The sequence below is a fragment of the Janthinobacterium sp. Mn2066 genome (assembly GCF_049319705.1).
GTDB lineage: Bacteria > Pseudomonadota > Gammaproteobacteria > Burkholderiales > Burkholderiaceae_D > Janthinobacterium.
The window spans coordinates 164,853-186,679 of the sequence record NZ_JBMOUF010000004.1; the positions used below are offsets into that span (position 1 = coordinate 164,853).

The 21,827-nt window shown below is 59.2% G+C and carries 23 protein-coding genes and 1 tRNA gene; 1 reads left to right on the forward strand and 23 read right to left on the reverse strand.

The window, feature by feature from the left end; translation table 11 throughout:
• Positions 1 to 17 precede the first annotated feature (17 nt).
• The 22 genes from ACL9RI_RS09235 to ACL9RI_RS09340 form a co-directional block, all read right to left on the reverse strand.
• Positions 18 to 341, reverse strand: a complete 324-nt coding sequence (locus tag ACL9RI_RS09235) for a DUF2818 family protein (protein ID WP_422726285.1) — start codon at positions 339 to 341, stop codon at positions 18 to 20.
• Positions 342 to 344: 3 nt separating this feature from the next.
• On the reverse strand, positions 345 to 1,847 hold the full coding sequence (nuoN, locus tag ACL9RI_RS09240) for an NADH-quinone oxidoreductase subunit NuoN (RefSeq protein WP_422726286.1): 1,503 nt from the start codon (positions 1,845 to 1,847) through the stop codon (positions 345 to 347).
• A gap of 17 nt (positions 1,848 to 1,864) precedes the next feature.
• The gene (locus tag ACL9RI_RS09245; RefSeq protein ID WP_300759162.1) at positions 1,865 to 3,367 is read right to left on the reverse strand and encodes an NADH-quinone oxidoreductase subunit M; all 1,503 of its coding nucleotides are present in this window, start codon (positions 3,365 to 3,367) and stop codon (positions 1,865 to 1,867) included.
• Positions 3,368 to 3,396: 29 nt separating this feature from the next.
• Positions 3,397 to 5,499 (reverse strand): NADH-quinone oxidoreductase subunit L, encoded by a 2,103-nt coding sequence (gene nuoL / locus ACL9RI_RS09250; RefSeq protein WP_422726287.1) that lies wholly within the window; start codon positions 5,497 to 5,499, stop codon positions 3,397 to 3,399.
• A gap of 46 nt (positions 5,500 to 5,545) precedes the next feature.
• Positions 5,546 to 5,851 carry an NADH-quinone oxidoreductase subunit NuoK gene (gene nuoK / locus ACL9RI_RS09255; protein ID WP_183676647.1) on the reverse strand — a complete coding sequence of 102 codons (306 nt, stop codon included), beginning with the start codon at positions 5,849 to 5,851 and terminating at the stop codon, positions 5,546 to 5,548.
• A complete protein-coding gene (locus ACL9RI_RS09260) occupies positions 5,851 to 6,483 on the reverse strand; it encodes an NADH-quinone oxidoreductase subunit J (RefSeq protein WP_422726288.1) in 633 nt (210 codons plus the stop codon). The genes nuoK and ACL9RI_RS09260 overlap by 1 nt, the downstream gene beginning before the upstream one ends.
• Positions 6,484 to 6,549: 66 nt before the next feature.
• Positions 6,550 to 7,038: an NADH-quinone oxidoreductase subunit NuoI gene (gene nuoI, locus ACL9RI_RS09265; RefSeq protein WP_422726289.1), complete on the reverse strand. Its 489-nt coding sequence runs from the start codon at positions 7,036 to 7,038 to the stop codon at positions 6,550 to 6,552.
• A gap of 14 nt (positions 7,039 to 7,052) precedes the next feature.
• Complete coding sequence (gene nuoH / locus ACL9RI_RS09270; RefSeq protein WP_300755705.1) at positions 7,053 to 8,135, reverse strand: NADH-quinone oxidoreductase subunit NuoH; 1,083 nt, start codon at positions 8,133 to 8,135, stop codon at positions 7,053 to 7,055.
• Positions 8,135 to 10,468, reverse strand: a complete 2,334-nt coding sequence (gene nuoG, locus ACL9RI_RS09275; RefSeq protein ID WP_422726290.1) for an NADH-quinone oxidoreductase subunit NuoG — start codon at positions 10,466 to 10,468, stop codon at positions 8,135 to 8,137. Before nuoG ends, nuoH begins: the two co-directional genes overlap by 1 nt.
• A gap of 22 nt (positions 10,469 to 10,490) precedes the next feature.
• The gene (gene nuoF / locus ACL9RI_RS09280; protein WP_183676083.1) at positions 10,491 to 11,786 is read right to left on the reverse strand and encodes an NADH-quinone oxidoreductase subunit NuoF; all 1,296 of its coding nucleotides are present in this window, start codon (positions 11,784 to 11,786) and stop codon (positions 10,491 to 10,493) included.
• Positions 11,783 to 12,262: an NADH-quinone oxidoreductase subunit NuoE gene (gene nuoE / locus ACL9RI_RS09285; RefSeq protein WP_183748384.1), complete on the reverse strand. Its 480-nt coding sequence runs from the start codon at positions 12,260 to 12,262 to the stop codon at positions 11,783 to 11,785. The genes nuoF and nuoE overlap by 4 nt, the downstream gene beginning before the upstream one ends.
• Before the next feature lie 19 nt (positions 12,263 to 12,281).
• Positions 12,282 to 13,535: an NADH-quinone oxidoreductase subunit D gene (locus ACL9RI_RS09290; RefSeq protein WP_183676081.1), complete on the reverse strand. Its 1,254-nt coding sequence runs from the start codon at positions 13,533 to 13,535 to the stop codon at positions 12,282 to 12,284.
• Complete coding sequence (locus ACL9RI_RS09295) at positions 13,535 to 14,128, reverse strand: NADH-quinone oxidoreductase subunit C (RefSeq protein WP_422726291.1); 594 nt, start codon at positions 14,126 to 14,128, stop codon at positions 13,535 to 13,537. The genes ACL9RI_RS09290 and ACL9RI_RS09295 overlap by 1 nt, the downstream gene beginning before the upstream one ends.
• A 17-nt stretch (positions 14,129 to 14,145) precedes the next feature.
• On the reverse strand, positions 14,146 to 14,622 hold the full coding sequence (locus tag ACL9RI_RS09300) for a NuoB/complex I 20 kDa subunit family protein (RefSeq protein WP_010399733.1): 477 nt from the start codon (positions 14,620 to 14,622) through the stop codon (positions 14,146 to 14,148).
• Positions 14,623 to 14,625: 3 nt separating this feature from the next.
• Complete coding sequence (locus ACL9RI_RS09305) at positions 14,626 to 14,985, reverse strand: NADH-quinone oxidoreductase subunit A (RefSeq protein WP_071326314.1); 360 nt, start codon at positions 14,983 to 14,985, stop codon at positions 14,626 to 14,628.
• Positions 14,986 to 15,162: 177 nt separating this feature from the next.
• Positions 15,163 to 15,247, reverse strand: a tRNA-Leu gene (locus ACL9RI_RS09310).
• A gap of 236 nt (positions 15,248 to 15,483) precedes the next feature.
• Positions 15,484 to 15,900: a preprotein translocase subunit SecG gene (gene secG, locus ACL9RI_RS09315; protein ID WP_422726292.1), complete on the reverse strand. Its 417-nt coding sequence runs from the start codon at positions 15,898 to 15,900 to the stop codon at positions 15,484 to 15,486.
• Between the two features lie 28 nt (positions 15,901 to 15,928).
• Entirely contained in the window at positions 15,929 to 16,687 is a 759-nt protein-coding gene (gene tpiA, locus ACL9RI_RS09320) for a triose-phosphate isomerase (RefSeq protein WP_422726293.1), read from the reverse strand.
• 71 nt (positions 16,688 to 16,758) lie between these two features.
• Positions 16,759 to 17,739: an NAD(P)H-quinone oxidoreductase gene (locus tag ACL9RI_RS09325; protein WP_422726294.1), complete on the reverse strand. Its 981-nt coding sequence runs from the start codon at positions 17,737 to 17,739 to the stop codon at positions 16,759 to 16,761.
• A 66-nt stretch (positions 17,740 to 17,805) separates the two neighbouring features.
• Positions 17,806 to 18,414 (reverse strand): tetratricopeptide repeat protein, encoded by a 609-nt coding sequence (locus ACL9RI_RS09330; protein WP_422726295.1) that lies wholly within the window; start codon positions 18,412 to 18,414, stop codon positions 17,806 to 17,808.
• A gap of 56 nt (positions 18,415 to 18,470) precedes the next feature.
• Positions 18,471 to 19,232, reverse strand: coding sequence for a GIN domain-containing protein (locus ACL9RI_RS09335; protein ID WP_422726296.1), 762 nt, complete (start codon positions 19,230 to 19,232; stop codon positions 18,471 to 18,473).
• Positions 19,233 to 19,320: 88 nt separating this feature from the next.
• Complete coding sequence (locus ACL9RI_RS09340; protein WP_422726297.1) at positions 19,321 to 19,539, reverse strand: hypothetical protein; 219 nt, start codon at positions 19,537 to 19,539, stop codon at positions 19,321 to 19,323.
• Between the two features lie 207 nt (positions 19,540 to 19,746).
• Between ACL9RI_RS09340 and ACL9RI_RS09345 the strand changes: the two genes are divergently transcribed.
• Positions 19,747 to 20,796, forward strand: coding sequence for an NAD(P)/FAD-dependent oxidoreductase (locus ACL9RI_RS09345; RefSeq protein WP_422726298.1), 1,050 nt, complete (start codon positions 19,747 to 19,749; stop codon positions 20,794 to 20,796).
• 17 nt (positions 20,797 to 20,813) lie between these two features.
• On the opposite strand, the gene ACL9RI_RS09350 is transcribed toward ACL9RI_RS09345, so the two are convergent.
• On the reverse strand, positions 20,814 to 21,785 hold the full coding sequence (locus ACL9RI_RS09350; protein ID WP_422726299.1) for an IS1595 family transposase: 972 nt from the start codon (positions 21,783 to 21,785) through the stop codon (positions 20,814 to 20,816).
• Positions 21,786 to 21,827 lie beyond the last annotated feature (42 nt).

Sequence of the window (21,827 nt, forward strand, 5' to 3'; positions counted from 1 at the left end):
CGTTTTAAGGGATGTTGCTAGCGGCGTTTGCGCAAGTATTTCATCACAAAACCGGGAAAGGCCAAGACGAGGAACAGGCAGCCGGTAATCGCATAAAACTCCCACGTCTGCGGGAAGCCATTACCGATGCGCGATTCCAGCGCAAAAGCCAGTGCGCCGACGATGAAGTACAGCACCACCATTTCCAGCAGGCGCAGTCCCAGCGGCTTGCGCCAGCCTGGTTCCGCCTGCGCCGCTTTTTTCAGCGGCACAAACGCCAGCAGTTTCTCGTTAAAGAACGGCAGGTTGGCGCCCAGGATGCCCAGGGCGATGACCAGCCAGCTGGAAGCGTTGACATCCATCGATCAGGACGCCAGGGTCTTGCTGATGGCCGAAGCGCAGGCAGCCAGCAGGCCTTCAGGCAAGGCGCCCAGTACCAGCACCAGCACGCCGTTCAGGATCAGCACGATACGCATGTCGCCATGCACCACCAGCGGATTGTTGTCGGTCGGCTCATCGAACCACATCATCTTGACGACGCGCAGGTAGTAGAAGGCGCCGATCAGCGAGAACAGCACGGCAGCAATCGTCAGCCAGATCTGGCCGGTAGCCAGCACCGAGGCCAGCACCGAGTACTTGGCCATGAAGCCCATCAGCGGCGGCACGCCAGCCAGCGAGAACATGAAGGCCGTCATCACCAGCGCGAACACCGGGCTGCGTTTGCCCAGGCCCTTGAAGTCAGCCAGTTCTTCTGCTTCGAAGCCATTGCGGGCCAGCAGCATGATCACGCCAAACGTACCCAGGGTGGTGAACACATAGGTCACCACGTAGTACATGGCCGAACCGTAGGCAGCAGCAGCGCCGGTAGCGTTCAGGATATTGCCTGGCATCGGAATCGTGCCAGCCATCAGGCCCAGCAGCACGAAGCCCATTTGCGCGATGGTCGAGTACGCCAGCATGCGCTTCAGGTTGGTTTGCGCGATTGCCGTGAAGTTACCGATCGCCAGCGACAACACCGCCAGGATCAGCAGCATCTGTTGCCAGTCGCGTGCCATCGGCAGCAAGCCTTCCACCAGCAGACGCAGGGTGATGGCGAACGCCGCCAGTTTCGGCGCCGCGCCCAGCAGCAGGGTCACGGCCGTTGGCGAACCTTGGTACACGTCAGGCACCCACATGTGGAATGGCACGACGCCCAGTTTGAAGGCCAGGCCGGCAACCAGGAACACCAGGCCGAAGACCATGATGGTGCCGTTGGCGGTACCGTTTTCCAGCGCTGCACGCACCACGCCCAGGTCCAGCGAACCGGTGGCGCCGTACAGCATCGAGATACCGTACAACATGAAACCGGAAGCCAGAGCGCCCAGGATGAAGTACTTCATGGCCGCTTCCGTGGCCTTGGCGTTGTCACGGCGCAGGGCGATCAGGGCGTACAGCGACAGCGACATCAGTTCCAGACCCAGGTAGATGATCAGGAAGCTGTTGGCCGAGATCATGATCATCTGGCCCAGCAGTGCAAACAGGGCCAGCACGTAGAACTCGCCGCCCAGGTTACCCGACAGCATGGTGCGGTCGGTGGCATAGCTGCGCGAATAGATCAGGGTCAGCGCCACGGCGCCGTAGGAAAACAGTTTCAGCAGGTGCGACATCGGGTCTGCCACGAACATATTATTGAACGTGTAGACGGTGGTGCCGGCGTTGAAATCGCCCACGGTCAGGAAGGCGCAGCCTGCCAGGGTCAGCAGCGACAGCGCATACGTGTAGTTACGCTTCGCCGCAGGCAAGAACATATCGATCAGCAAGATGGCCGAAGTGGCAATCAGCAGAAAGATTTCCGCGTACAGCGGTACCAGATTAGGTGCATTAGTCATGTTATCGGTCTTCGTATTTAAGGCGTCAGCTTGCCGGCGGCGACATGCTGGAGCAGGTCAGCGACCGAAGTCTGCATCGTGTCGGTGAACGGGGCTGGGTACAGACCCATCACGAGCACGGCGATGGCCAGCACAGCAAGCATGAAGAATTCACGTTTGTTGATGTCGGTCAGTTCAGCCACATGCTTGTTCTTGATCTTGCCGAACACCACGCGTTTGGCCATCCACAGCGAGTAAGCCGCGCCCCAGATCAGTGCCGTTGCAGCCAGCAGACCAATCCAGAAGTTGAATTTCACCGCGCCCAGGATCACCATGAACTCGCCCACGAAACCGGAGGTTGCTGGCAAGCCGCAGTTTGCCATCGAGAACAGCACGAAGAAGGCAGCAAATTTCGGCATACGGTTCACCACACCACCGTAGTCGGCGATGTTACGGGTATGCATGCGGTCATATAGCACGCCGATGCACAGGAACATCGCGCCGGAGATAAAGCCGTGCGACACCATCTGCACGATACCGCCCTGCACCGAGATGTCGTTGAACATGAAGAAGCCCAGGGTCACGAAACCCATGTGCGCGATCGACGAATAGGCGACCAGTTTTTTCATGTCGGTTTGTACCAGGGCCACCAGGCCGATGTAGACCACGGCGATCAGCGACAGGGTGATCATGAAGCCGGACAGGTAGTGCGCTGCATCTGGCGTAATCGGCAGGGAGAAACGCAGGAAGCCGTAAGCACCCAGCTTCAGCATGATCGCGGCCAGCACGGCGGAACCACCGGTAGGCGCTTCGACGTGGACGTCTGGCAGCCAGGTGTGGACCGGGAACATCGGCACCTTGACGGCAAACGCCATCAGGAAGGCCAGGAAGATGAAGATCTGTTCATTCAGCGACAGCTTGAATGCGTGCCAGGCCAGGATATCGAAGGTGCCCGAGACGGTGCGCAGGTAAATGATGGCAACCAGGGTCAGCAGCGAACCGAAGAAGGTGTACAGGAAGAACTTGAACGACGCATACACACGGTTCGAACCGCCCCAGATACCGATGATGATGAACATCGGGATCAGGGTTGCTTCAAAGAAGAAGTAGAACAGCAAGCCGTCCAGCGCGCAGAACACGCCGATCATCAGGCCCGACAGGATCAGGAAGGCACCCATGTACTGGGCGATGCGCTTCTCGATCACTTGCCAGGCGGAAATCACCACGATCACCGTGATGAACGCCGTCAGCGGCACGAACCACAGCGACAGGCCGTCGATACCCAGCGAGTACCAGATATTGAAGGTTTGAATCCACGGTGCTTTTTCAACGAATTGCATGCCGTGTGCGGCGTTGTCGAAATGTTGGATCAGCGGCAGGGTGCACAGCATGCTGAGCACCGCGCCAGCCAGCGACAGCCAGCGGGTAAAACCCGCTTTGCTGTCACGGCCGAGAGCCAGGACCAGGACGCCGCAAATAATCGGCACCCAGATCGACAGACTCAGGTAAGGAGGTAGGGTAGAAATCGTAGACTGCATCATGGTTCTCAGTATTCTTTTATCAGGTCAGCTTACTTGGCAGGCCAAACTGGCAGGAAATAGATCAGGAAGCCCAGCACGCCCAGGATCATCACGAATGCATAGTGATAGATGTAACCGGTTTGCAGTACCCGCGACAGCGAGGACAGCCAGCCCACCAGCTTGGCGCTACCGTTGACCAGCAGGCCATCGATCAGCTTCTTGTCACCGAAGTTCCACAGGCCGTTACCCAGCAAACGGGCACCGCCGGCGAACACAACTTCATTGAACTTGTCCATGTAGTACTTATTGTCCAGCAAGGTATGGATCGCCTTGAATTTCGCAAAGAACCAGGCCGGTACGCGCGGGTTGACCATATAGCAGTAGTAAGCAGCTACCACGCCGGACAGGGCCAGCCAGAACGGTGCAGTCGTCAGACCGTGCAGCGCCATTGCCAGCGCGCCATGGAATTCATGCGACAGCTCTTCCATTGCCGGATGGTTTTCACCGACAAAGATCACGCCCTTGAAGAAGTCGCCATGCAGCATCGGGCCGATGGCCAGGTAACCGACGATCAGCGAAGGAATCGCCAGCATCACCAGTGGGAACCACACCACGAATGGCGATTCATGCGGCTTCTGGCCAGGTTCCAGGCCATGGTGCGCGTGGTCGTCTTCTTCCTCTTCTTCATGATGGTCGTCATGTGCATCACCGTGGGCGCCATGCGCAGCTTTCGGTGCATGGTGGTCATCGTGGCCGTGCGCATGCGCCTGGCCGAAACGTTCCTTGCCATGGAAGACCAGGAAATACATGCGGAACGAGTAGAAGGCGGTGACGAACACGCCAGCCAGCACGGCGAACTGGGCAAAGCCAGCACCCCAGATATGCGTCGCTTCGACGGCTTCGATGATGCTGTCTTTCGAGTAGAAACCCGAGAACAAAGGCGTACCGATCAGGGCCAGCGAACCGATCAGCGAAGTGATCCAGGTAATCGGCATGTATTTGCGCAGGCCGCCCATGTTGCGGATGTCCTGGTCATGGTGCATGCCGATGATGACCGAACCGGCGCCCAGGAACAGCAGTGCCTTGAAGAATGCGTGGGTCATCAGGTGGAATACGGCCACCGAGTAGGCGGACGAACCCAGTGCCACGGTCATGTAGCCCAGCTGCGACAGGGTCGAGTAAGCCACCACGCGTTTGATGTCGTTCTGGATGATGCCCAGGAACCCCATGAACAGTGCCGTGATGGAACCGATCACCAGGATGAAGGACAGTGCCGTGTCGGACAGTTCGAACAGCGGCGACATGCGCGAGACCATGAAGATACCGGCCGTCACCATGGTTGCGGCGTGGATCAGTGCCGAAATCGGAGTTGGGCCTTCCATCGAGTCTGGCAGCCAGACGTGCAGCGGGAATTGCGCCGATTTACCCATCGCGCCGATGAACAGGCAGATGCAGGCGACGGTCAGCAGCGCCCAGTCGGTGCCTGGCAGGGTCAGCAATGCCAGTGCGTCTTTCTTGGCGAACACTTCTTGATAGTTCATGGTGCCGGCAAACGCCAGCAGCAGGCCGATGCCCAGGATGAAGCCGAAGTCGCCCACGCGGTTGACCAGGAACGCCTTCATGTTGGCCACGATGGCCGTCGGACGCTTGTACCAGAAACCGATCAGCAGGTAGGACACCAGGCCCACGGCTTCCCAACCGAAGAACAGTTGCAGGAAGTTGTTGGCCATGACCAGCATCAGCATCGAGAACGTGAACAGCGAGATGTAGGAGAAGAAGCGGTTGTAGCCTTCGTCATCCTTCATGTAGCCGATCGTGTAGATATGCACCATCAGCGAGACAAAGGTGACCACGCACATCATCATCGCCGACAGCGAATCGATCTGGAAGCCCACTTCCATCTTCAGGGTGCCGATCGTCATCCAGTTATAGATCGTGCCATTGAATGTCGCGCCATCCACCACTGCCAGCAACGTGTGCACGGACAGGATGAATGCGATCAGTACGCCCAGGATCGTCGCGGTATGCGACGTCTTGCGACCGACCAAATTACCCAGGAACTGGGTGCCAAGCAAACCTGCAATCGCGGCACCGGCTAGCGGCGCCAGCGGTACGGCAAGAAGGAGGTTAGGGTTGAGGAGTTGCCCCGCCATGATAAACCTTAATCGTTATTATTCGAGAGATCGAGTCTGAAAAACATCAGCCTTTGAGGCTGTCCAGGTCTTCGACGTTGATGGTATCCAGATTACGGAACATCACCACCAGAATAGCCAGACCGATAGCCGACTCAGCGGCGGCAACCGTCAGGATGAAGAAAACGAAGATCTGACCGGCCGCGTCACCCAGGTAATGGGAAAACGCGATGAAGTTCATATTCACCGCCAGCAGCATCAATTCGATTGCCATCAGCAATACGATGATGTTCTTGCGGTTCAGGAAAATCCCGACGATCGAGATTGCGAACAGAATCGCGCCCAGGACCAAATAATGTGTCAGCGTTAATATCATGGTGCCTCCTTGACTTCTGGCTCAGCCGCAGGACGCTCGACAACGGCGTCCATCTTGATGATCTTCAGGCGGTCATTGCGCTTGACGCGCACTGCATCGCCCGGTGCGAAATGCTTGGTGTCTTTGCGTTTGCGCAAGGTCAGCGCGACCGCGGCAACGATGGCCACCAGCAGCACGACGGCAGCGATTTCAAAGGCGAACACATATTTCGTGTAGATCAGCATGCCCAGTTCCTTGGTGCCGCCCAGGTTCACGCCTTCAGCCACCACGTTCGGTGCGAAGTTGCGGAAACCGTGCCACAACACGGCAGCCATTTCCAGCACGATGATCGCGCCGACGGTGGCAGCCAATGGCAGATAGCCCCAGAAGCCTTCGCGCATGCGGTCGATATTGATATCGAGCATCATGACCACGAACAGGAACAGCACCATCACGGCGCCGACATACACCAATACCAGCACGATGGCCAGGAATTCAGCTTGCAGCAGCATCCAGATGCCTGCCGCGGAAAAGAAGGACAGTACCAGGAACAGTACTGCGTGGACCGGATTACGGGCCGTGATGACGCGCGTCGCCGCTATGATCAGAATCAGCGAGAAGGCGTAAAACAAAATTGTTTTAAAGTCCATAAAAAACCCAATAGACGTACAGATGAACGAGGGGCGCACCGCAGCCCGCAGGCTGCGGCGCATCCATCAGCGATAAGGTGCGTCGGCGGCGCGCGCAGCAGCGATGTCACTTTCGTAACGGTCGCCTACGGCCAGCAACATCTCTTTCGTGTAATACAAATCCCCGCGTTTCTCGCCGTGGTATTCCAGGATTTGCGTCTCGACGATCGAATCGACCGGGCAGGACTCTTCGCAGAAACCGCAGAAGATGCACTTGGTCAAATCAATATCGTAACGCGTGGTGCGGCGCGAGCCGTCGTCACGCTGTTCCGATTCGATCGTGATGGCCATCGCCGGGCAAACTGCTTCGCACAGTTTGCAGGCGATGCAACGTTCTTCGCCGTTCGGGTAGCGGCGCAGCGCGTGCAAGCCACGGAAACGCGGCGAGATCGGTGTCTTCTCTTCCGGGAATTGCACCGTGATCTTGCGCGAAAACATGTACTTGCCTGTCAGCGCCATGCCCTTGATCAGCTCGCCTAACAAGAGGCTGCTGAAGAAATCTTTTACCTTATCCATTCGTATGCACTCTCTTACTTCCAAATATTCCAGGATGTCTGCATCCAGGCAGCGACGAAGACCAGGTAGACCAGCGTCAACGGGATAAACACTTTCCAGCCCAGGCGCATGATCTGGTCATAACGGTAGCGTGGGAAAGTACCGCGGACCCAGACGAACACCGAAACGATGAAGAATGTTTTTGCAAACAACCAGAAGAAGCCGCCGAAACCGCCCCAGAATTCCAGGAACTTGAACGGTGCGGACCAGCCGCCCAGGAACATGATCGAGCCCAGGGCGCCGATCAGGATCATGTTGGCGTATTCAGCCAGCATGAACATGGCGTAAGCCATGCCCGAGTATTCGACCATGTGGCCGGCCACGATTTCCGACTCGCCTTCGACGACGTCGAACGGATGACGGTTGGCTTCAGCCAGGCCCGACACCAGGTAGATGACGAACATCGGCAGCAGCGGCAGCCAGTTCCACGACAGGAAGTTGACGCCCTTGTCCGCGAAGAAGCCGATTTGCTGGCCGCCCACGATATCGATGAAGTTCAGGCTGCCCGACACCATCAGCACGATCACCATCACGAAACCCATCGGGATTTCATACGAGATCATCTGTGCCGAAGCGCGCATGGCACCCATGAACGAGTACTTCGAGTTCGAAGCCCAGCCGGCGATGATGATGCCGTAGACTTCCATCGAGGTGATTGCCAGCAACAGCAGCAAGCCGGCGTTGACGTTAGCCAACACTGCTTCCGGGCCGAATGGCACCACCGACCAGGCAGCCAGGGCCGGCATGATGGTCATGATCGGGCCGATCACGAACAGGCCCTTGGCCGACTTGGCCGGGATGATGATCTCTTTGAACAAGAGTTTCAGTGCATCGGCGATCGGTTGCAGCAAGCCCAACGGACCGACGCGGTTAGGACCGACGCGGATCTGGATCCAGCCGATCAGCTTGCGCTCCCACAAGGTAGCGTAGGCAACCAGGCCCATCAGCGGCAGCAGCACGCACAGGATCTTGATCAAGGTCCAGAAGAACGGCCAGGCAGCGCCCAGCAGCTCTTGTCCGCCGTGATTGATGACGTTTACAAATTCAGGCAGAGCCATCAGATTTTCCCCTCTGCTGTTTCAACTGTGATGTCACCGAACATGCCGCCAAGCTGGGCCGTCGAGGCATGCGCCGCCGACACTTTGACCACATTGGCTGGCAGGCCGGCGTGAATAGCCGCCACCAGGATGGCGCTGCCGGAGCCTTGCGCCACTTTGACCTTGTCGCCTGCCTTGATACCCAGCTTGCCAGCCAGTTCGGCGGACAAATGGGCTTGCGGCGCGGCGCCATCGACCGTGCGCAGCAAAGGCTCGGAACGGCGTACCAGTGCGTCGGCGAAGTAGATCGGCACGTCGGCGATACGTTGCAGCGCAGGCGAAGCTGGTGCATACGTGGCCGCTTCGGCAGCGTTGCTGGCGGTATTGGACAGCTGTGCCGACAGGTCGGTCACACCAGCGCCAAAGGCTTCGTCGCGGATCGCTTCGGAAGTGTCGTAGTCGAAACCGGCCAGGCCCAGGATGTTGCCCAGTACGCGCAGCACTTTCCAGGCTGGACGGGTTTCGGCCAGCGGTTTCACGGTGCCGTTGAAACTTTGCGCGCGGCCTTCGCAGTTCACGAAGGTGCCAGAGGTTTCAGCGAATGGCGCGATCGGCAGCAACACGTCGGCGTAATCCATGCCGTGCTTGAAGGCCGACATGGCGACGACCATTTCCGCTTTGTCCAGTGCAGCGCGGGCTGCCTGTGGATTGGCGGCGTCCAGTTCCGGCTCGGCGTGCAGCAGCACGTAGGCTTTCTTCGGTGCCGCAAATACAGGCTGAGCGTTGGCGCGTGGCTTGACCACCAGGTGCGCGCCGACGGTGTTGGCCGCTTCGGTCAGGTAGCCCAGCGTAGCGCCAGTCTGCTCGGCGATCCATTGTGCGGCAGCGTGCAGTTGCGACGCTTGCGGGTGCTGCGTTGCCGCGTTACCCAGCAGCACGGCGCCATGGTCGCCCGCCATCAGGCTGGCGGCGATATTGACGGCCACGTCCGACGCGGTGATCGCTTCGAAACCGGCTGGGGCAGCGATTTCTTTCGCTTTGGCAACCGCTACCACTACTTCCGACAAGGCTGCCAGCCAGTCGCTAGGCGCCACGATCATCTTGTTGGCGATGGTGATCAGTTGGTCATCGTCGGATGCGTGCAGGATCGACAGCTTGCCGCCGGCTTTCACTGCAGCGCGCAGACGCGTTGCCAGCAATGGGTGGTCCTTGCGCAGGAACGAACCGATCACGAAGGCGCGCTTGATCTGACCAAAGTCATTGATCGGCATGCCCAGCCATGGCTTGACGTTCGCGTCCAGCGCGAAGTCGGTCTGGCGCAGGCGGAAGTCGACGTTCTCGGAACCGAGGCCGTGCGCCACTTTTTGCAGCAGGACCAGTTCTTCGACGGTCGAATGCGGCGTAGCGACAGCAGCGATGGCGTCGGCGCCGTGTTCGTGCTTGATGTTTTTCAAGCCGTGGGCCACGTATTCCAGCGCGGTTTGCCAATCGACTTCTTTCCACTCGTTGCCTTGTTTCAGCATTGGGGAAGTCAGACGCTCGGCACTGTCCAGCGCTTCGTACGAGAAACGGTCCTTGTCGGAAATCCAGCACTCGTTGACGGCTTCGTTTTCCAGCGGCAGTACGCGCTTGACCTTGCCAGCTTTCACTTGCACGATCAGGTTCGCGCCCAGGCCGTCATGCGGGCTGACCGATTTGCGGCGCGACAGTTCCCAGGTACGGGCGCTGTAGCGGAATGGCTTCGACGTCAGTGCGCCTACCGGGCACAGGTCGATCATATTGCCCGACATTTCGGAATCGACCGTCTGGCCGACGAAGGACACGATTTCGGAGTGTTCGCCACGGCCGATCATGCCCAGCTCCATCACGCCGGCCACTTCCTGGCCAAAACGTACGCAGCGGGTGCACTGGATGCAGCGCGCCATCTCTTGCATCGAGACCAGCGGGCCGGCTTCCTTCGGTTTCACGACGCGCTTGTCTTCCTGATAGCGCGAACCGCTGTTGCCGTAGCCGACTGCCAGGTCTTGCAACTGGCATTCGCCGCCCTGATCGCAGATAGGGCAATCGAGCGGGTGGTTAATCAACAAGAATTCCATGACCGACTTTTGCGCCTGCACAGCTTTATCGCTGGCGGAGCGCACGATCATGCCGGCACTGACCGGGGTCGCGCAAGCGGGCAAAGGCTTGGGCGCCTTTTCCACTTCGACCAGGCACATGCGGCAGTTCGCTGCGATCGACAATTTCTTGTGGTAGCAGAAGTGCGGAATGTAGGTTCCCAATTTGTTGGCGGCGTCCATCACCATGCTACCAGCAGGGACTTCGACTTTTTTGCCGTCTATTTCGATTTCAACCATGGTGATCGTTACCTGACGCAGCTTAGATGTAAGCGGGCACTAAGCAATGCTTGTGCTCGATGTGATATTCAAATTCTTCACGGAAATTCTTAATGAAGGCCCGTACTGGCATAGCCGCTGCATCGCCCAGTGCGCAAATGGTGCGGCCCTGGATGTTGTCAGCGATCGAGTTGAGCATATCCAGGTCGTCTGGACGACCTTGCCCCTGCTCGATGCGATGTACCATGCGGTACATCCAGCCTGTGCCTTCACGGCAAGGCGTACACTGGCCGCACGATTCTTCAAAATAGAAGTAGGACAGGCGTTCCAGCGCCTTCACCATGCAGCGAGTTTCGTCCATCACGATGACAGCGCCCGAACCGAGCATCGAACCGGCTTTCGCGATCGAGTCGTAGTCCAGGTCGGTTTGCATCATGACGTCGCCGCGAATCACCGGAGCGGACGAACCGCCAGGGATTACGGCTTTGATTTTTTTGCCACCACGCATGCCGCCTGCCAGTTCCAGCAGTTTGGCAAACGGTGTACCCAGCGGTACTTCGTAGTTGCCCGGCAATTCCACGTCGCCCGAGATCGAGAAGATCTTGGTGCCGCCATTGTTCGGCTTGCCCATGCCCAGGTACTTCTCTGGGCCGATGTTCAGCACGAATGGCACGGCCGCAAAGGTTTCCGTGTTATTGATGGTGGTCGGTTTGCCGTACAGGCCAAACGAAGCAGGGAAAGGCGGCTTGAAGCGTGGCTGGCCTTTCTTGCCTTCCAAGGACTCCAGCAGTGCGGTTTCTTCGCCGCAGATGTACGCGCCATAACCATGGTGTGCGTGCAACTGGAACGAGAACTCGCTACCCATGATCTTGTCGCCCAGGAAGCCGGCGGCGCGCGCCTCTTCCAGTGCATCTTCAAAACGCAGGTAATCCTGGAAAATTTCGCCGTGGATATAGTTGTAACCCACGGTGATGCCCATGGCATAAGCGCCAATCGCCATGCCTTCGATCAGCGCATGGGGATTGTAACGAATGATGTCGCGGTCCTTGAAAGTGCCCGGTTCGCCTTCATCTGTATTGCAGACGAGGTATTTCTGGCCCGGGAACTGGCGCGGCATGAAGCTCCACTTCAGGCCGGTCGGGAAACCCGCGCCGCCACGGCCGCGCAAGGACGAAGCCTTGAGGTCGGCGATGATCTGTTCCGGCGTGATTTTCTCTTCCAGGATACGGCGCAGGGCCGTATAGCCGCCGCGGTTCACATAGTCTTGCAAATGCCAGTTCTTGCCATCCAGATCCTTCAGGATCAATGGATCGATATGGCGGTTGTGGAGTGACGTCATTTCTTGAGTTCCTCCAGCATGGCGTCGATTTTCTCGTTCGACATCCAGCTGCACATGGTTTTATTACTGACCAGCAGGACAGGCGCATCGCCGCAAGCGCCCATGCACTCGCCTTCGACCAGGGTGAACTGGCCGTCAGCAGTGGTTTCGCGGAAATCGATACCGAGCTTCTGCTTCAGGTATTCGGCGGCGCGCACGCCACCGGACAGGGCGCAAGGCAGGTTGGTGCACACGGTGATCTTGTGCTTGCCGACCGGCTTGGTGTTGTACATATTGTAGAACGTGGCCACTTCCTGCACAGCAATAGCCGGCATGCCGATATAGTCGGCGATTTCCTTCATGGTGTCCGGCGACAGCCAGCCCAGTTCATCCTGGGCGTGCGCCAGCGCGGCCATCACGGCCGACTGACGCTGGTCGCCTGGGTACTTGGCCAGCTCGCGGTCGATTTTTTTATAGCACTGCTCTGATAACAACATACTTTTTTGCCTCTCGGACTTAGCGGTCAATACTGCCGAACACGATATCTTGCGTACCAATGATGGTCACGGCGTCGGCAATCATGTGGCCACGCGCCATTTCGTCCAGCGACTGCAAGTGGGCGTAATCGGGTGCGCGCAGTTTCATGCGGTACGGCTTGTTGGCGCCATCGGACACCAGGTAAATGCCGAACTCGCCTTTCGGGTGCTCGACGGCGCTGTAAGCCTCGCCCGGCGGCACGTGGAAACCTTCGGTAAACAGCTTGAAGTGGTGAATCAGCGATTCCATATTGGTCTTCATGTCGACGCGGCCCGGAGGCGCCACCTTGCGGTTGCTGGTCATGACAGGACCTGGATTGTTGCGCAGCCACTCCACGCACTGCTTGATGATGCGGTTCGACTGGCGCAGCTCTTCCACGCGGACCAGGTAGCGGTCGTAGCAATCGCCGTTGGTGCCGATAGGAATGTCGAAGTCCATCAGGTCGTACACTTCGTACGGCTGCTGCTTGCGCAAGTCCCACTTCACGCCCGAACCACGCAGCATGGCGCCCGTAAAGCCCATGGCCAGCGCATCTTCCGGCGACACCACGCCGATGCCGACCGTACGCTGTTTCCAGATACGGTTGTCGGTCAGCAAGGTTTCGTATTCGTCGACATAGGTCGGGAAACGGCGCGTGAAGTCTTCGATGAAGTCCAGCAGGGAACCCTGGCGGTTTTCATTGAGCTTGGCGATGGCCTTGGCGTTGCGGATGATCGAGGCCTTGTGCTGCGGCATCGAATCAGGCAGGTCGCGGTAGACGCCGCCCGGACGGTAGTAGGCTGCGTGCATGCGCGCGCCCGAGACCGCTTCGTAGCAGTCGAACAGGTCTTCGCGGTCGCGGAAGCAGTACAGGAACGGGCCCATGGCGCCGACGTCCAGCGCATGCGCGCCCAGCCACATCAGGTGGTTCAGGACGCGGGTGATTTCATCGAACATCACGCGGATGTATTGGGCGCGCAGCGGCACTTCCACATTCAGCAGCTTTTCGATGGCCATCACGTAGGCGTGTTCATTGCACATCATCGACACATAGTCGAGACGGTCCATGTACGGCACGGATTGCAGGTAGGTCTTCTGTTCGGCCAGTTTCTCGGTGGCGCGGTGCAGCAGGCCGATATGGGGATCGGCACGCTGGATCACTTCGCCATCGAGCTCGAGCACCAGGCGCAGCACACCGTGCGCGGCCGGATGCTGTGGCCCAAAGTTCAGGGTGTAGTTCTTAATCTCAGCCATTATTTCATCCCGTAATGTTCTTCGCGGATCACGCGCGGCACGTTTTCCCGCGGCTCGATCGTCACAGGCTGGTAAATCACGCGCTTTTGTTCCGGATCGTAGCGCATCTCGACATAGCCGGAGACCGGGAAGTCCTTGCGGAACGGATGGCCGATGAAACCGTAGTCGGTCAGCAGGCGGCGCAAGTCGTTATGGCCTTCGAACAGGATGCCCAGCAGGTCGAACGCTTCGCGCTCATACCAGTTGACCGCACGCCAGATGTTCACCACGGAGGGCAGCAGCGGCATGTCGTCGTCCGGCGCAAATACGCGCACGCGCACGCGCCAGTTGTGCTTGACCGACAGCAGGTGCGAAACAGCCGCGAAACGCGGGCCATTCCAGGTACCGTCGCCATAGGTCGAGTAGTCCACGCCGCACAGATCGATCAATTGTTCGAAATGCAGGGTCGGGGCGTCGCGCAAGGTCTGCATCACGCCCAGGTAGTCTTCGGCCTTGACGACCAAGGTAACTTCACCCAGCGCAACGGTAGTACTAACGCGTTCGCCCAGGGCAGTACCCAGGGCGTTTTGCAATACTTCTAAATGTGTAGTCATAATCTGAAGCGACCCGGTTAGCGTGCGATCGTGCTGGTACGCTTGATCTTGTTCTGCAACTGCATGATGCCGTACAGCAGTGCTTCAGCTGTTGGAGGGCAGCCAGGCACATACACGTCAACGGGCACGATGCGGTCGCAACCGCGCACCACAGAGTAGGAGTAATGGTAGTACCCGCCGCCATTGGCGCAGGAACCCATCGAGATAACCCAGCGCGGCTCTGCCATCTGGTCGTAGACCTTGCGCAATGCCGGCGCCATCTTGTTGCACAGGGTGCCTGCAACGATCATGACGTCGGACTGACGCGGCGACGGACGAAACACGACGCCAAAACGGTCCATATCGTAACGGGCTGCGCCCACGTGCATCATTTCGACCGCACAGCAGGCCAGACCGAACGTCATCGGGAACATCGACCCGGTACGCGCCCAGTTGATCAGCTTGTCGGCCGAGGTGGTGATGAAACCTTCGCTTAATACGCCTTCAATAGCCATGGCTTATTCCCAGTCAAGGGCACCTTTCTTCCAAATGTACCAAAATCCGACCACGAATTCGGCGATGAACACCATCATCGTGACGAAACCGGCCCAGCCCAGGTCGCGCATTGCTACGCCCCATGGGAAAAAGAATGCCGTTTCCAGATCGAACAAAATAAACAGGATTGCGACCAGATAGTAGCGCACATCGAATTTCATGCGCGCGTCTTCGAATGCTTCAAAACCACATTCGTACGGGGAGAGTTTTGCTGCGTCAGGCTTGTTAGGACCTAACAGACGCCCCAGAAGCTGGGGAGCAATGCCGACACCGAGGCCGACAAGAATAAACAGCAGGACGGGGAAGTAATTTTCGAGGTTCACGATTGATACGCTTATGTTGAACGATCGGTTAAATGAGGACGCTGCGATCACTTGCAGCGTATTTAACGCACGACCCCAATCAAAGCTAAGACCAGGATCGAACGACACATCCTCGTAAAAAAAGCCAGCAACTTTGTATGAGCCATGGCTCATGCGCCGTTGCTGGCTTCTGATTTCTGGTGCCGACGACGAGACTCGAACTCGTACAGCTTTCGCCACTACCCCCTCAAGATAGCGTGTCTACCAATTTCACCACGTCGGCGGTAAGGCCCGTATTCTACTCTGCTTTGCTGCTAAAGTTAATGCACAAATGCATCAAAACACAGATAAAAACGATTAATTTTTACATCTTCCAGCACGATAATGCTTTTTTCTACCGCACTGCCAAAACATTGAGCAATAATCTGCCCGTAATGAGAATCACTCTTGATTCCCTGGAGCTACTCAAGATTATGCTGGCTATTATCCAGCTTAATTAACCCTGAATACTTGAGTTAATTACTTCGGAATCTGGCCAGCCGGGGTGCTTGCCGCTGGCGCCGCTGCTGCCGGCGCGGAGGCTGCCGGAGTCGTCGCCGCTGCCGGTGCAGGCACCGTGGCCGGGATCGCGCCGGCGCCGGTCACTGGCACTGGCTTGACGACTTTATCCATCACGCCGCCACCTACCGTGGTAGCGCGCTGATTGGCCATCAGCGACAGGGCCAGGGTGGCGCCGAAGAAGATCGCGGCGGCAACGCCGGTCGACTTCGACATGAAGTTCGACGAGCCCGTTGCACCGAACAGGCTGCCGGACGCGCCGGAACCGAAGGCGGCGCCCATGTCGGCGCCCTTGCCATGCTGCAGCAATACCAGCGCGATAATCGACAAAGCGGACAAAACCTGTACCACGACTACCAGATTGAACATCATGTTCATTGCAATTCCATTCTTAGTTTAAAGTAATTCAATCGGCGGCGTGAATAATAGCCAGGAAATCCGCCGCCTTCAATGCTGCCCCACCGATCAGCCCGCCGTCAATATCCGGCATGGCCATCAATTCTTTTGCATTCTCCGGTTTCATGCTGCCGCCGTACAGGATCTGCACGCCAGCGGCCGCTACCGCATTCTTGACTGCCAGCTGCGCGCGCAACAGCTGATGCACATCCTGCGCCATCTGCGGCGTGGCCGTCTTGCCGGTGCCGATCGCCCAGACCGGCTCATACGCCACCACCAGTTTCGCCACATCGTCGCCAGTGACGGCTGCCAGCACGGTATTCAATTGCTGCGACACCACGGCATCGGTCTGCCCTGCTTCGCGCTGTTCCAGCGTTTCGCCGACACAGACGATAGGCGTGATGCCCGCCGCCAGTGCCGCCAGCGTCTTGGCCGCCACGTTCGCACAGGCTTCGCCATGGTAGGCGCGGCGCTCGGAATGGCCGACCACCACATAGCTGCAGCCAAAATCCTGCAGCATGGCCGCCGAGATCTCTCCCGTGTACGCACCGGCGGGGTGGGCGGAAACATCTTGCGCCCCCCAGGCCAGGCTTGAGCCTGCCAATTGCGCCTGGCACTGCGCCAGGTACGGCGCAGGCACGCACACGGCGCTGGCGGCGCCATGGCCGGCCACCCCGGGCAGGCCAGCCACTATTTCAGACAATAACACCGCGTTCGAGGTGCGACTGCCGTTCATCTTCCAATTTCCGACGACGAGTTTGCGACGCATAGTAGCCTAAATTCTAATAACCCGTCATTTTAACGCTACCACTGTTGCCGGTCAAACCAAGGCCCGCTGTTTCAGGCAACTTGCAACATGATCTTGCCGATATGCGTGCTGGCCTCCATCAGGGCGTGGCCCTCGCTAGCCTGGTCCAATGGGAAAGTTTTGTAAATGACGGGCTTGATCTTGCCCGCCTCGATCAGCGGCCAGACGGTGGCTTGCAGCCGGGCCGCAATGGCGGCCTTGAACGCCACCGAACGGGGACGTAGGGTCGAGCCGGTCACCGTCAGGCGGCGGCGCAGCAGTTGCCCCACATCCAGGGTCGCCTTGTTGCCCCCCTGCACGGCGATCACGCCGATGCGGCCATCGTCGGCCAGGCAATCGATCTCGCGCGGCAGATAATCGCCACCGACCATGTCGAGAATCACGTCCACGCCGCGGCCGCCCGTCAATTGCTTGACGACCGCAACAAAATCTTCCGTACGGTAATTGATGCCGCGTTCGGCGCCCAGGGCTTCGCAGGCGCGCGCCTTGTCGTCGCTGCCCGCCGTGGCGAACACGCGATGCCCCAGCGCCACCGCCAGCTGGATCGCCGCCACGCCGATGCCGGAGGTGCCGCCCTGCACCAGCAGGGTCTCGCCATCGGCCAGCGCGCAGCGGTCGAACACATTGCTCCAGACGGTAAAGAAATTTTCAGGCAGGGAAGCGCCTTCCAGCGCCGTCAAGCCTGCCGGCAAGGGCAGGCACTGGCCGGCCGGCGCGGCACAGTATTCGGCATAGCCGCCGCCCTGCACCAGCGCACAGACCAGGTCGCCCAGCTTGAATGGTGTTCCGGCCAGGTCGCCATCGACGATTTCGCCGGCCACTTCCAGGCCGGGCAAATCGGACGCGCCAGCGGGCGGCGCGTATTTGCCCAGGCGCTGCAGCACGTCGGGGCGGTTGATGCCGGCCGCGTGCACCTTGATCAGCAGCTCTCCGGCCTTCAGCTGCGGCGCGGGGCGCTCGGCAATCTGCAAAACATCGGCGGGACCGGGCTCGGTGATGGCAACTGCACGCATGGGGGCACTCTCGCAAGGAAAAAAGCGATTGTACGCCAAGCCGCCGCAGCTTGCAGCGCCCTCCCCCTATGCACCGCCGGTTTTCGAGGTGCGCGGCAAGGGCGTGCCCGGCTTCCATTTGGCCGACAGGGTTTGCCCCTCATCAACTTGCTCCGGCGTCATCATGCGCAGCACGGCGGCACGCTGGTCGGCCGCATTCGACGAGCCATTCGCGGCCGCCAGATTCCACAACATATAGGCGATGACGATATCCTGCTGCACACCCCCCATATGGTAGCGGTACATCAGGCCCAGCACCTGCTGCGCCTCGGCATGGTTTTGCTCGGCCGCCTTGCGGAACCAGACCACGGCCTGCTTGTGATCCTGCAAGACGGAGTTACCCGTGTAATACATGGCGCCCACCACGTACTGTGCGTCGGCCTTGCCCTGGTCGGCCGCCTTGCGGTGCCAAAACATGGCTTGCTTGTAATCTTGCGGCAAGCCGCGCCCCATGTAATACATCAAGCCCAGCAAATGCTCGGCGTCGGGATTGCCCGCCTTGGCCAGCGGTAGAATTTCCTTGTAGGCCAGGCTGTAATTCTTGTTGTTGTAGGCGCTGGCGCCTTCAGCGAAGCCGGCCCGCGCGCTCTGCTGTATCGCGCACAGCAGCAGTAATGCAATGATCAGTTTTTTCATCGGAGTGGGGAATAGTCTGACTGCTTTTTTATTATCCTGACGAATACAGGACACCCTTACTTCCAGCTAACTTTACCCAGGCCATCAACACTGGAATCGCGATCGGCGGGCTTGCCGTAGACCACCACCGAACCGAGTCCACTCAGGTTCAGCTTGGCGCTTTTCAAGGCAGTCACGGTGGCGTTGCCCAGGCCGCTCAAATCGAGGTTGACCGCGTCGGCCTGGAATTGCTGCGCATTCAGGCTACCCAGGCCGCCCAGGCTCGCTTTCAGCAACTTGCCACGCCCGCCCAGCACCACCGAACCGGCGCCCTCCAGGTCGAGATCGGCGCGTTCGTTATTGCCGACCCACAGCTGCATGCTGCCCACGCCGCCCAGATTTGCCTTCAGCTTGCGATAGTCGCCGACCATCTTGATGCTGCCTGCGCCTTCCAGCGACAGCACGATCTCGTCGCCCGTAAAACCGGTGATATCAGTGGTACCCATGCCTTCCGAGCTGAGTTCGCGCAAGTTCGGCAAGACCAGCTCGGCGCGCACGGAGGAAGGGTTGATCTTGAAGCCGCGAATTTCCGTTTCGATATGCAGGGTGTCGCCGCTTTGCGCCGTGCTGACATCGGCAATATAGCGCTTGTCGGCCGTGATGCTCAAGGAAGCCACGCTGCCCTGGCGGATGCGCACTTCCATCACGCCATCGAGCTTGACCCGCACCACGCGGGCGTCGATCGGGCGTGTTTCCAGCAAGCGGGTTTCAGCACCCGCACTGCGCAGCAGGCCAAAGGCTGCCAGGAACAGCAGTGCCAGCTGGAGTATCTTTTTCATATGACTTCCTTGGTATCTTGTTTTGTTGGGGCCATCACAGCTTTATTCATGGGCTACTGTAGCAGCGCCATATCGTGCTAGCAATAAATTATGCAAAGCGGGCTTTTTCGGCAGCGCTCAGGCGTTTGGCTTTGACCACCACCACTTGCATGGCTGCCTTGGCGCTTGCCTGGGAGGCGACAGGAACAGCGTAGCTGGAGTTGGCCACTTGCAAAGCTGGTGCGGCTGGCGCCATGGCATAGCAGCTTGCGCTCAGCAGGACTGCGGCGGCAACGACGATGGCTTCCATGTTTTTAGCGATGTTCATGTTGATCTCCCAGTGTGTCAGTGTATTTGTGGGCGCAATCTGTTGCGCGATGTAATCACTATAGCCATGACACCCCTGGCAGGCACGTCGATTGCGACGAACTGCAATTTCAGCACCCCAGCCTACCAAAATCGGGGATGGGCGTGCAGACAAGCATGCACCACGCCTCCTGCTGTAAGATTGCCAGCTCGATAAAATGGGAGCGGCATGGAAAGCAATCAACGCATCGTCATCATCGGCGCAGGCATCGTGGGCGCGTCGCTGGCCTACCACCTGGCCAGCCACGGCGCACACGTCATCGTGCTCGAAGCGCAGGCAATCGCCTCCGGCGTGACTGGCACGTCCTTTGCGTGGATCCATACCACACATGGCAACGCCGATCCCACCGCCCACTTGCACAGCGCCGCCATCGCGGAGTATCGCCGGCTTGAAACAGAGCTGCCGCAGCTGAAAATACACTGGGGTGGCGCCCTGTCGTATGGCGGCGAAGCGGGCAACATGCCGCCAGCCACACTGGTCTCACGCGAGCAGATATGCACGCTGGAACCCAAGCTCAAACATCCTCCTGAACATGCCTGGCATGCCGCCGCAGAAGGCGCGCTCGATGCGGTGGCGGCAACGCACGCCCTGCTCGCCGGCGCCCAGGCGCATGGCGCGCAAGTGCTTACCCACACCCCGGTGCTGGACTTTAGCCGCGATGGAAGCAGCGTGACGGGCGTCAAGACCGCCAAGGAAAACATTGCGGCCGACCTGGTCGTGCTGGCGGCCGGCACAGCCACCGCCAGTCTGGCTGCCATGCTGGGCGCAACACTGCCCATCACCACCTCCCCGGCCATCCTTATCTGTTACAAGGCGCCAGCCAACTTAGTGCAGGGCATTATTTCCAGCCCGCAGATGGAAATACGGCAAGGCGCGGATGGCTGCCTGCTGGCGGCGGAAGACTATCTGGACGATACGCCGGACAACCAGCCGGCTGCCGTCGCACAACGCACGGCTGCTGCAATACAGGACGAATTGCACGGCGCAACGGGTATCGAGACAGAACTGGCCTGCGTGGGATGGCGGCCCATGCCTGCCGACGGCATCCCCATCATCGGGCCGCTGCCGAATATGTGCGGCGCGTATGTCTGCGCCATGCATCCGGGCGTGATCCTGGCGGCGGTCGTGGGACGACTGGCCAGCGAAGAAATTATCACCGGCAAGGCCGCGCCAGCACTGGCGCCATGCCGGCCAGATCGATTCTCCGCGCCTAAGTAATCGAGCCACAAAAAAGGCTATGTCACCGTCAGATGTGGGAACTCTCCCAAGGTTGCCTTCAATAATGTTTCAGCCGACAGGATGCGCCTGGCATCGAGTATCCAGCGCCAGCCCAGGTAATTCGGTAGATAACGCGTGGCCACGCCATGAAAGATGCGCAGCCATCCCCGCAAGCGGCTGTGATATGCGTTGACGTTCTGCACGTGGACCGCGCCGCGCACGCGGATGCCGGCACGCAAGTTGACGACGGCTTGATGGCTGATGCCCGTTTCCCGGGCAAACGCGGAATAGGCAGCATGGCCATCGGTTACCAGCAGGATGTCGCGGTCGATCACGGGCGGCAAGCAATACAGCAGTTGCTGCTTCGTCAGTTGGCCCTTGCCTGTGACGAAGTCGACGGTTTGCCCGGTGCGGTCGCGCGCCACCAGGATGCAGACCTGTTCGCTGGAAATGCCGCGCTGCCGGGCAGATCCACCACGCCGGCGTGCCGGACGCCGTAAATGGCGCGCGCCTTTTTCCGATTCCAGCAGATACAGTTCATCGGCTTCGGTGATGCCATGCAGGCAGCGCGGCCGGTCGTTTTTTGCCAGCGCGAGGAAACGATGGCGCCAGCGAAAGCTGGTATTGCGATGGATGCCCAGTTGCTGGGCAGCCTTGCGCACTGAATCCGAGCTCAGCAGGCAATCGGCATACTGCAGCCACAAAGCTTTGTGACGCAGATGCGCCAGGGGCGTGCCCGTCAGCGCATTGAATGTCTTGCCGCAAGGCACACAGCGATAACGCTGCAGATCGTTGGCCTGGCCGTGCCGGTGCAGATGCCGCGAGTGGCACGCCGGGCAACACAGGCGTGCCTGGGCCGTGCGTTCGATCAGCGCGACAGCCGCTTGCTCGGGCGGCGTGCCGCTCAGAATTTCTACGCTGTCCAGGCGTTGCCGCCGGGACAGTGCCACAAACTGCGCGATGAATGCCTGCCATTGCGTTTGCAACATGATGGCCTCCCTGCTTGGCTAGTCTGATCAGTCAGACCTCAG

Excerpts from the sequence above, each read along its gene's own strand:
- ACL9RI_RS09235 (WP_422726285.1), bottom strand. The coding sequence starts at position 341 with ATGGATGTCAACGCTTCCAGCTGGCTGGTCATCGCCCTGGGCATCCTG.
- nuoN (WP_422726286.1), bottom strand. The coding sequence starts at position 1,847 with ATGACTAATGCACCTAATCTGGTACCGCTGTACGCGGAAATCTTTCTG.
- ACL9RI_RS09245 (WP_300759162.1), bottom strand. The coding sequence starts at position 3,367 with ATGATGCAGTCTACGATTTCTACCCTACCTCCTTACCTGAGTCTGTCG.
- nuoL (WP_422726287.1), bottom strand. The coding sequence starts at position 5,499 with ATGGCGGGGCAACTCCTCAACCCTAACCTCCTTCTTGCCGTACCGCTG.
- ACL9RI_RS09260 (WP_422726288.1), bottom strand. The coding sequence starts at position 6,483 with ATGGACTTTAAAACAATTTTGTTTTACGCCTTCTCGCTGATTCTGATC.
- nuoI (WP_422726289.1), bottom strand. The coding sequence starts at position 7,038 with ATGGATAAGGTAAAAGATTTCTTCAGCAGCCTCTTGTTAGGCGAGCTG.
- nuoH (WP_300755705.1), bottom strand. The coding sequence starts at position 8,135 with ATGGCTCTGCCTGAATTTGTAAACGTCATCAATCACGGCGGACAAGAG.
- nuoG (WP_422726290.1), bottom strand. The coding sequence starts at position 10,468 with ATGGTTGAAATCGAAATAGACGGCAAAAAAGTCGAAGTCCCTGCTGGT.
- nuoF (WP_183676083.1), bottom strand. The coding sequence starts at position 11,786 with ATGACGTCACTCCACAACCGCCATATCGATCCATTGATCCTGAAGGAT.
- nuoE (WP_183748384.1), bottom strand. The coding sequence starts at position 12,262 with ATGTTGTTATCAGAGCAGTGCTATAAAAAAATCGACCGCGAGCTGGCC.
- ACL9RI_RS09290 (WP_183676081.1), bottom strand. The coding sequence starts at position 13,535 with ATGGCTGAGATTAAGAACTACACCCTGAACTTTGGGCCACAGCATCCG.
- ACL9RI_RS09295 (WP_422726291.1), bottom strand. The coding sequence starts at position 14,128 with ATGACTACACATTTAGAAGTATTGCAAAACGCCCTGGGTACTGCCCTG.
- ACL9RI_RS09300 (WP_010399733.1), bottom strand. The coding sequence starts at position 14,622 with ATGGCTATTGAAGGCGTATTAAGCGAAGGTTTCATCACCACCTCGGCC.
- secG (WP_422726292.1), bottom strand. The coding sequence starts at position 15,900 with ATGAACATGATGTTCAATCTGGTAGTCGTGGTACAGGTTTTGTCCGCT.
- tpiA (WP_422726293.1), bottom strand. The coding sequence starts at position 16,687 with ATGCGTCGCAAACTCGTCGTCGGAAATTGGAAGATGAACGGCAGTCGC.
- ACL9RI_RS09325 (WP_422726294.1), bottom strand. The coding sequence starts at position 17,739 with ATGCGTGCAGTTGCCATCACCGAGCCCGGTCCCGCCGATGTTTTGCAG.
- ACL9RI_RS09330 (WP_422726295.1), bottom strand. The coding sequence starts at position 18,414 with ATGAAAAAACTGATCATTGCATTACTGCTGCTGTGCGCGATACAGCAG.
- ACL9RI_RS09335 (WP_422726296.1), bottom strand. The coding sequence starts at position 19,232 with ATGAAAAAGATACTCCAGCTGGCACTGCTGTTCCTGGCAGCCTTTGGC.
- ACL9RI_RS09340 (WP_422726297.1), bottom strand. The coding sequence starts at position 19,539 with ATGAACATCGCTAAAAACATGGAAGCCATCGTCGTTGCCGCCGCAGTC.
- ACL9RI_RS09345 (WP_422726298.1), top strand. The coding sequence starts at position 19,747 with ATGGAAAGCAATCAACGCATCGTCATCATCGGCGCAGGCATCGTGGGC.
- ACL9RI_RS09350 (WP_422726299.1), bottom strand. The coding sequence starts at position 21,785 with ATGTTGCAAACGCAATGGCAGGCATTCATCGCGCAGTTTGTGGCACTG.